At 76.8% G+C, this 6,341-nt stretch carries 6 protein-coding genes and 1 tRNA gene; 1 reads left to right on the top strand and 6 read right to left on the bottom strand.

Annotation, left to right across the window (positions count from 1 at the left end; genetic code table 11):
- Positions 1–13: 13 nt before the first annotated feature.
- The 3 genes from ACFV4F_RS34815 to ACFV4F_RS34805 all read right to left on the bottom strand — a co-directional run bounded on the left by ACFV4F_RS34815 (position 14) and on the right by ACFV4F_RS34805 (position 1,251).
- Positions 14–87, bottom strand: a tRNA-Lys gene (locus ACFV4F_RS34815).
- A 68-nt stretch (positions 88–155) separates the two neighbouring features.
- Positions 156–710, bottom strand: a complete 555-nt coding sequence (locus ACFV4F_RS34810) for a bifunctional DNA primase/polymerase (protein WP_380445947.1) — start codon at positions 708–710, stop codon at positions 156–158.
- 166 nt (positions 711–876) lie between these two features.
- Positions 877–1,251, bottom strand: coding sequence for a hypothetical protein (locus ACFV4F_RS34805; RefSeq protein WP_380445948.1), 375 nt, complete (start codon positions 1,249–1,251; stop codon positions 877–879).
- 279 nt (positions 1,252–1,530) lie between these two features.
- On the opposite strand from ACFV4F_RS34805, the gene ACFV4F_RS34800 reads away from it, so the two are divergent.
- A complete protein-coding gene (locus ACFV4F_RS34800) occupies positions 1,531–1,833 on the top strand; it encodes a hypothetical protein (protein ID WP_380508667.1) in 303 nt (100 codons plus the stop codon).
- A 12-nt stretch (positions 1,834–1,845) separates the two neighbouring features.
- Here the strand turns inward: ACFV4F_RS34800 and ACFV4F_RS34795 are convergent, their stop codons facing one another.
- The 3 genes from ACFV4F_RS34795 to ACFV4F_RS34785 all read right to left on the bottom strand — a co-directional run bounded on the left by ACFV4F_RS34795 (position 1,846) and on the right by ACFV4F_RS34785 (position 6,107).
- A complete protein-coding gene (locus tag ACFV4F_RS34795) occupies positions 1,846–3,210 on the bottom strand; it encodes an AAA family ATPase (protein ID WP_380445950.1) in 1,365 nt (454 codons plus the stop codon).
- 8 nt (positions 3,211–3,218) lie between these two features.
- Positions 3,219–4,847 carry a hypothetical protein gene (locus tag ACFV4F_RS34790; RefSeq protein WP_380508664.1) on the bottom strand — a complete coding sequence of 543 codons (1,629 nt, stop codon included), beginning with the start codon at positions 4,845–4,847 and terminating at the stop codon, positions 3,219–3,221.
- Between the two features lie 81 nt (positions 4,848–4,928).
- Positions 4,929–6,107, bottom strand: coding sequence for a hypothetical protein (locus tag ACFV4F_RS34785; RefSeq protein ID WP_380508661.1), 1,179 nt, complete (start codon positions 6,105–6,107; stop codon positions 4,929–4,931).
- Between the last annotated feature and the right edge of the window lie 234 nt (positions 6,108–6,341).

The raw sequence follows: 6,341 nt of genomic DNA, 5'->3' as shown, positions 1-6,341 counted from the left end.
TTCCGGCTGTCTGTGCGCCGCCAGGGACTCGAACCCCGGACCCGCTGATTAAGAGTCAGCTGCTCTAACCAACTGAGCTAGCGGCGCCTGCTGACAGAGAAGACTCTAGCAGCGGCCCCGGCCCGCGCCAAAATCGAATACCGGTCGCGCGCTGTTCACCGCGCGGTCACCGCCGGCCCGGCGGGGCCCGCCGCGACCGGCTCGCGCGAGGCCCGGACGCACGCCCACAGCACCACCGAGGCGCCCGGCAGCCACGGCTCCCGGTCCTCCGGCGCGACGATCCACCGGCCGGCGCCCAGCCCGGGGGAGTCCGGGCCGTGCACCATCCGCTGCACCGGCGGCACCGTCACCGTGTCGCCCTTGCCGTGGCAGAGCAGCGGCGGCACGTCCCGGGCCCATTCCTCCCAGGCCAGCAGCCTGCGCAGCCGGGGCGCCGCGCCCGGCTGGACGAACAGCAGGGTCCGCCCGCGGTAGGCCGCGACCGGCCCGCAGCCCGGCCCGGAGGCCCACAGCTCGTCCAGCACCCGGCGGCCGAACAGGGACGGCATGCTGATCACGTCGAACGCCCGCCCGCACGGCAGCACCGACGGCGCCCACGGGCGGGACTCCCACAGCGCGCGCATGCTGCGCGGGTACTCGCTCGCCGAGGCCAGCCAGGCCTCCCCGGCCACGGTGACGTACTCCACCGACTGATAGGTCCAGATCTCCACGCACAGCAGCGTGCGCGCTGCGCGGGCGCGGCCGGGCGGAAAGGGCCGTTCGCCGGACAGGCCGGCGCGCGGCGGCGTACCCTTCCGCCCCGCGCATATGCCAGGGGCGAGTTTCCGGGGCCCCGGATCCGGCCGGTGCGCGGCCCCGGGGCTCAGTCCCGGGGGCTCAGTCCTCGTGGCGGCGCGGCTGGAGCAGGCCGCGGCCGTACTCGATCATCTTGGTGGCGTAGTCGGGGGTCCAGTCCGCCCGCTGCGCGATGTCGTCCGCCGACAGTGCGTCGAAGCGGCGCGGGTCCGCGAGCTGCGCGGCGGCGACCGCCTGGAAGTCCGTGGCCCGCTCGGCGGCCGCGCGGAACGCCAGGGCGAGCTCGGTCGAGCGGCGCAACAGCTCCGCCGGGTCGTCGATCGACTCCAGGTCGAAGAAGCGTTCCGCCTCCGGCTCCGCCGCCTGCGGCTCGAACAGCAGCTGCACCGGACGCAGCCGCCGGGCCGGCGCGGACGGACCACCGGAATCGGACGCCATCGCGTGGGAGTCGGGCATGGACGGACACCTCCGGGTGCTCGGTGAGGGGCGGACGGCGGTTGCTCCGGGGCCGCGCCGCCCGGTCGGGCCGCCGTCCATTGTCGCGCGGAGGCGGCCGATGACGGAACGGTGCGCGTGCGGGCGCTATTCCCCCGTGCGCGCCCCCGGCGCGCCCCGGACTCCCGCGAGCCGGACACCTTCGGGTGGTCCCTCCCGTGCCGCGGCATCGGGGCGGGGACCGGGCCGTTGTGCCGGGTGATCCCTTCGTCGACCAACGGAACCCCTACAAGGAGAACCATGCGTGTGCGGAAGGCCTTCCCGGTCCTCGTCCTGCCCCTCGTCCTCGCCTGCGCGTCCCCGGCCGCCGCCGCCGAGACCACCGTCGTGGTGACCGGGGCCAAGAGCGCCCCCGGCGGTGGATCGACCGCGACCTGCCCCGCCCACAGCCACCTGACCGGCGGCGGGTACACCTTCGCCCCCGCCGGCCCCGGCGACACCGTCCTGGTCAACGCGCCCGCCCCCGGCGCCCCGGGCACCTGGTCGGCCCGCGCCGACCACGGCGTCGTCACCGCGTACGCGCTCTGCGAGACCGAGGACTGACCGCCCCGGGGCTCAGCGCAGCCGCACCCGGTGCCCGGACAGGTGGTGCAGCACCTGGTGGTTCGCCTCCCAGCCGTCCGGGAACCTGACCGAGACGCCCAACTGCACCGGTTCCGTGGACGGATGCTCGTCCAGCAGCTCGGCGATCCCGGCCCGGGCCACCACGATGCACGCGTGCCGGTGGCGGGAGGCGAGCACGCAGAGCCGGCCCGTCTCCAGGTGGAAGGCGGTGGCGTCGGGCCGCCCGGAGAGCGGGTGGAGGACGACGGTGACGTCGTACTCGCGCCCCTGCAGCCGGTTCGCGGTGTCCACGGTGACCGCCGGGCCGGCCGTCCCGTCCACCGGGACGCCGAGCTTGAGCAGGGCCGCGCGCACGGCCGCCGCCTGGTCCCGGTGGGCCGTCCCGACCGCGATCCGGTCTGCGGTGAGCGGGGCCTGCCCCTGCTCGGAGTGCGCGCTCAGTCCGCGCTCCAGCAGCCGGCGGACGGTCGCCGCGACGGCCGCCACCGCCTGCGGGTCGGTCCGCACGGTGTGCCGGGCGGGCAGTTCCAGCAGCGCCCAGCCGTGCTCGGCCGCCCGGTCGATCGCCGCGTCCAGCGCCGAGCCGTCCGGGCGGACGGTGGCGGTGAGCCGGCGGTCGTCCGGGCCGGTGCCGGAGCGGAACGGCGTGTACGGGTAGAACGCGTCCGAGATCAGCGGCGCCGCGCTGGCCGGCAGCCGCCAGGAGACCGGCAGCCGGTGCGGCTCGATCTGCGGGTTGTGCGCCAGCATCGTGACCACGGCGCTGCTCGACGGGTCGTAGGACAGGCCCGCCCACTGCTCGGTGCCGACCACGGTGAACGGGTCCAGCTGGCCCGGGTCGCCGACGAACAGCGCCCGCTCGAACAGCCGGGCCACCGCGAGCAGCGCGTCCGAGCGCATCTGGTACGCCTCGTCGACGATCGCGTGCCGCCACGGCGCCTCGGCCCGCACCCACTGCCACTTGGCGGAGGTGGAGATCACGACGTCGTGCTCGACCAGGTCCGCGACCTTGTCGGACGGGGTGACGTTGGCGTGCCGCAGCACCTCCGGGCCCGGCCGGCCGTCGGCTGCGTGCAGCCGGCCGATCGTCAGCTCCGGCGCCTTCTCGGCCAGCCGGCCGACCAGGTCGTCCACCTGGCCGTTGGTCTGGGCGACGATCATCAGCCGCTCGCCCGACCGGACCAGCTCCCGGGCGGCGCGCACCACGAGCGTCGACTTCCCGGCGCCGGGCGGCGAGTCCACCACCACGCCGCGCGGGGCGCCGGCCGGCGGGTGGACGGTCGCGGCCAGGATCCGGGCCACGGCGGCGTCGGCGGCCGCGCCCGGGGCCTGGCCCGCTGAGCTCTGCTCGGTCACGCGCTTGCTCACTCCCAGTCGAAGTCGGCCGCGGGGCCCGGGGATCCGGGCGCGGCGCCGGGCGGGCCGCCGTGCGTCCACGGGGTGTCGTCCGGCTCGGGCAGCGGCGCGGACTGGCGGACGGTCAGCTCGAAGAGGGTGAACGTGACCGGCTCGCCGGGCTCGGGCACGCTGCCCGGCTCGGGCTCCTTCCTGCGGCCCATCCCGGACAGGATCCGCAGGGTGATCGTGCCCTCCGCCGGGTCGGCCGCGACGATCTCGGCCTTCTGCGCGGACTGACCTCCCCCGGCCTCCGGACGGGGGGACCCCCAGACCCGGTGCGCCTCGCGGCCGAGGTCGGCGTGCGGGCGGTCGTCGGTCCGCACGGTGACCAGCGGACGCGGCTTGGGGGAGCGGCCGGAGGTGTCGTAGTCCGGGACGACGTCCGTCACCACGCCGGCGAATGCCTCGCCCGCCAGCCGGTGCTCGGCCATCGCGAGCGGATCGTCCAGCGCCTCCTGGACGTCCAGCCTGGCCTGCTCGCGCTCGCGCTGGGCGAGCTTGCGGGCGGCCGTCACCGCGTCGTCCTGCCGGGGCTGCGGGGGCTCGCCGGCCGCCAGGCGGTCCCGGTGGCCGGTGTACGACCAGCGGTCGCCCGTCCAGCGCTCCGCCAGGTGCCCGGCGGGCGGCAGCGAACGCAGCAGGTCGATGCCGCGCCACACGTCGTGCCAGGTGGGCAGCAGCACGGCCGACAGCGCGCCGCGCACCTGCTCGACGGCCGCCCGGACGGCCTCGCGGGCGCGCGCCGCCGCTTCGTCGTCCCGCTGCTCGGTGCTGTGCTGCAGCGCGGAGGCGGCGGCGTCGTACCGGGCGATCGCCGGGCCGAGCACGACGCTGTCGAAGGACGGGTCGGTCGCCGGACCGGCCGGCGGGTGCAGCAGCTGCCCCCGGTCGTCCCGGGCGGACTCGGCCCGCTCGGCCGCCTCGGCCCCGCCGACGCCCTCCGGCGGGAAGTGCCAGGCCAGCCGGGCCGCGAGGTGCTGGTCCTCCAGGTGGCTCTGGCCGGTCGCCCAGTGCCGGGCCAGCAGGCCGGTCATCGGGAGCAGCAGGCTGGAGCCGGGCACCTGGGCCCGGTCGGTGAGGTGGGTCAGCCAGCGGCCGAGCAGCGGCACCCGCACCGGGGCCGGGTACGGGCCCGGCTCGTCGTCCTCGACCGTGCGGCGGAACCGGGTCGAGCGGCCGATCAGTGCGAGGTGGTGCACGCCCGCGCCGTTCGGCACGATCAGCTGCGGCGCGTCGGCGCACAGCTCGCGGAACACCTGCGTCTTCTCACCGCTCTCCGGGTCCTTCTCGGAGCCCTCGATCTGCTCGACCTCGGCCCCGAAGGACTCCACGTAGGGCAGGAGGTCGGCGGCCAGCGCGGCCAGGAAGTCGAAGCGCAGCGTGCGGTTGAGCGGCTGCGGCACGAGGTGCAGCCGGGGCGCGTCCCGGTCGGTGCCGAGCAGGACGGCCAGCGGCGCGCCCGCCTCGCCGGCGGCGGTCAGCGGGACGAGCACCATCGGCCGGTCGGACAGGTGCCGGTGCCGGACGGTGGCCAGCGGCTCGGCCCGCCCGCTGCGGACGGCCTCCAGCCGGGCGAGGGTGGTCAGCAGACTCATGGCCCCTCGACGATTCGCTCGCTCGTGTGAACGGTCACTTCCGCGGTCACTTCCGCGGTCTCTTCTCCGGCCACTTCCCGGTCACTTCCCCAGGGCTTCGGCGCGCAGCGCGGCCGCGTACGCGAGCCGCTCCGCCGCCTCGTCCGTGCCGCTGCCGGTGGCGGCGGCCAGCGCCTGCGTCACCGTCCGGATGCTGCCCAGCTCGCCGCGCACGCCGCGGCCCAGCTGCTCGACCCGGTCGCCGCAGCGGGCCTGGGCGCGGCAGTGGAAGCCGAGCTCGCAGGTGGAGAGGCAGTCCGGGCTGTACGCGGCGGGCACGGCCGCGACCGCGTCGGCCAGCTCGTCGCCCGAGCGGGCCGGGGCGCCCTCCTCGTCGACCGCGAGGTCGAAGGCGGTGCCCTCGGGCAGCGTCTCCAGCAGTCGGCCGATGCCGGTCATCCGGCTCAACTGGCGCCGGGTGGTAGCGAGTTCGCGGCGGATGTCGACGGCGACCGCGGTCGGCCGGTTGCCGAAGTCCTTCGGGCAGACCAGCAGCACGCTCAGCCGGGGACTGCCCGGCAGCCGCTGCTCGGCGTACGGGTCCGGCGTGAGCGCCGCGCCGGACCGGGCGGCGGCCGCGTGCTGCAGCGCCAGCACGTACACGGCGGCCTGGCGGGCGGCGGCGCCGACCTTGGCCGGGTCGGCGGCGCCGTCCAGCACGGGGAAGGACTTGATCTCGACCACCGTGCACCGCCCGCCGTGCACCACGACGGCGTCCGGCTCCAGGTAGGCGGTGCTGCCGGCCACGTCGAGCCGCAGCAGCGGGTGGTCGAGCAGCGTCCAGGCGTCCGGGTCGGCGGCGGCCTCCGCCAGCGCCTCGGCCGTCCGGTCCGCGCGCACGGCGGGGCCCGAGCGCTGCAGGAGGTCCGGGACGACCAGCGGGGCGCCGCCGTCCGGCGGGAGGCCGAGGTGGCGGCGCAGCGGTTCCAGCAGCGCCGCGTAGCCGTCGGCCTTCAGCCGGGACTCGAAGATCACGCCGCGGGCGATCGCGAACGGGGACTGCCCGAACGGCGCCGGCCGGCCGAGCCGGGAGGCGAGCACCGCCTTGTCCACCCCGGCCGCGTCCAGCACGGCCCTGCGGTGACAGCCCGGATTGGCGGCGAGCGCGGCGAGGGAGCGGGCGTTCAGACTGCGCTGCGGCGCGGGACCGCGCAGTTCGGCGAGCCGGCGGGCGAGCGGCTCAGAGTGCCCACGGGAGGGGGCGTTCGTCGAGACGTTCATGGTGCGGCCCAGTGTCGCATCCGGGTCCGACAATCCGGCGGGGATCACCCCGTTCCGGCCCGTTCCGTGCGCGGACCGCCTCCGGCGGGGGCCGGTTCGTTCGTCGGCCCGGTCGTTCCGGCCCCCCCCGGAGGCGGTGCGGCCGCCAACCGTGCCCAACCGCCCCCCCCCCCATGCCGGTAGCCTCGCCGCGCCCGCCCCAGGAACCCGCCCCCCGCCGGTACCACCGACCGG

The sequence above is a fragment of the Kitasatospora sp. NPDC059722 genome (assembly GCF_042733235.1).
In the GTDB taxonomy this organism is placed as follows: domain Bacteria; phylum Actinomycetota; class Actinomycetes; order Streptomycetales; family Streptomycetaceae; genus Kitasatospora.
The sequence above is the reverse complement of the archived record's forward strand: the minus strand, read 5'-3'. Positions and strand labels throughout refer to the sequence as shown.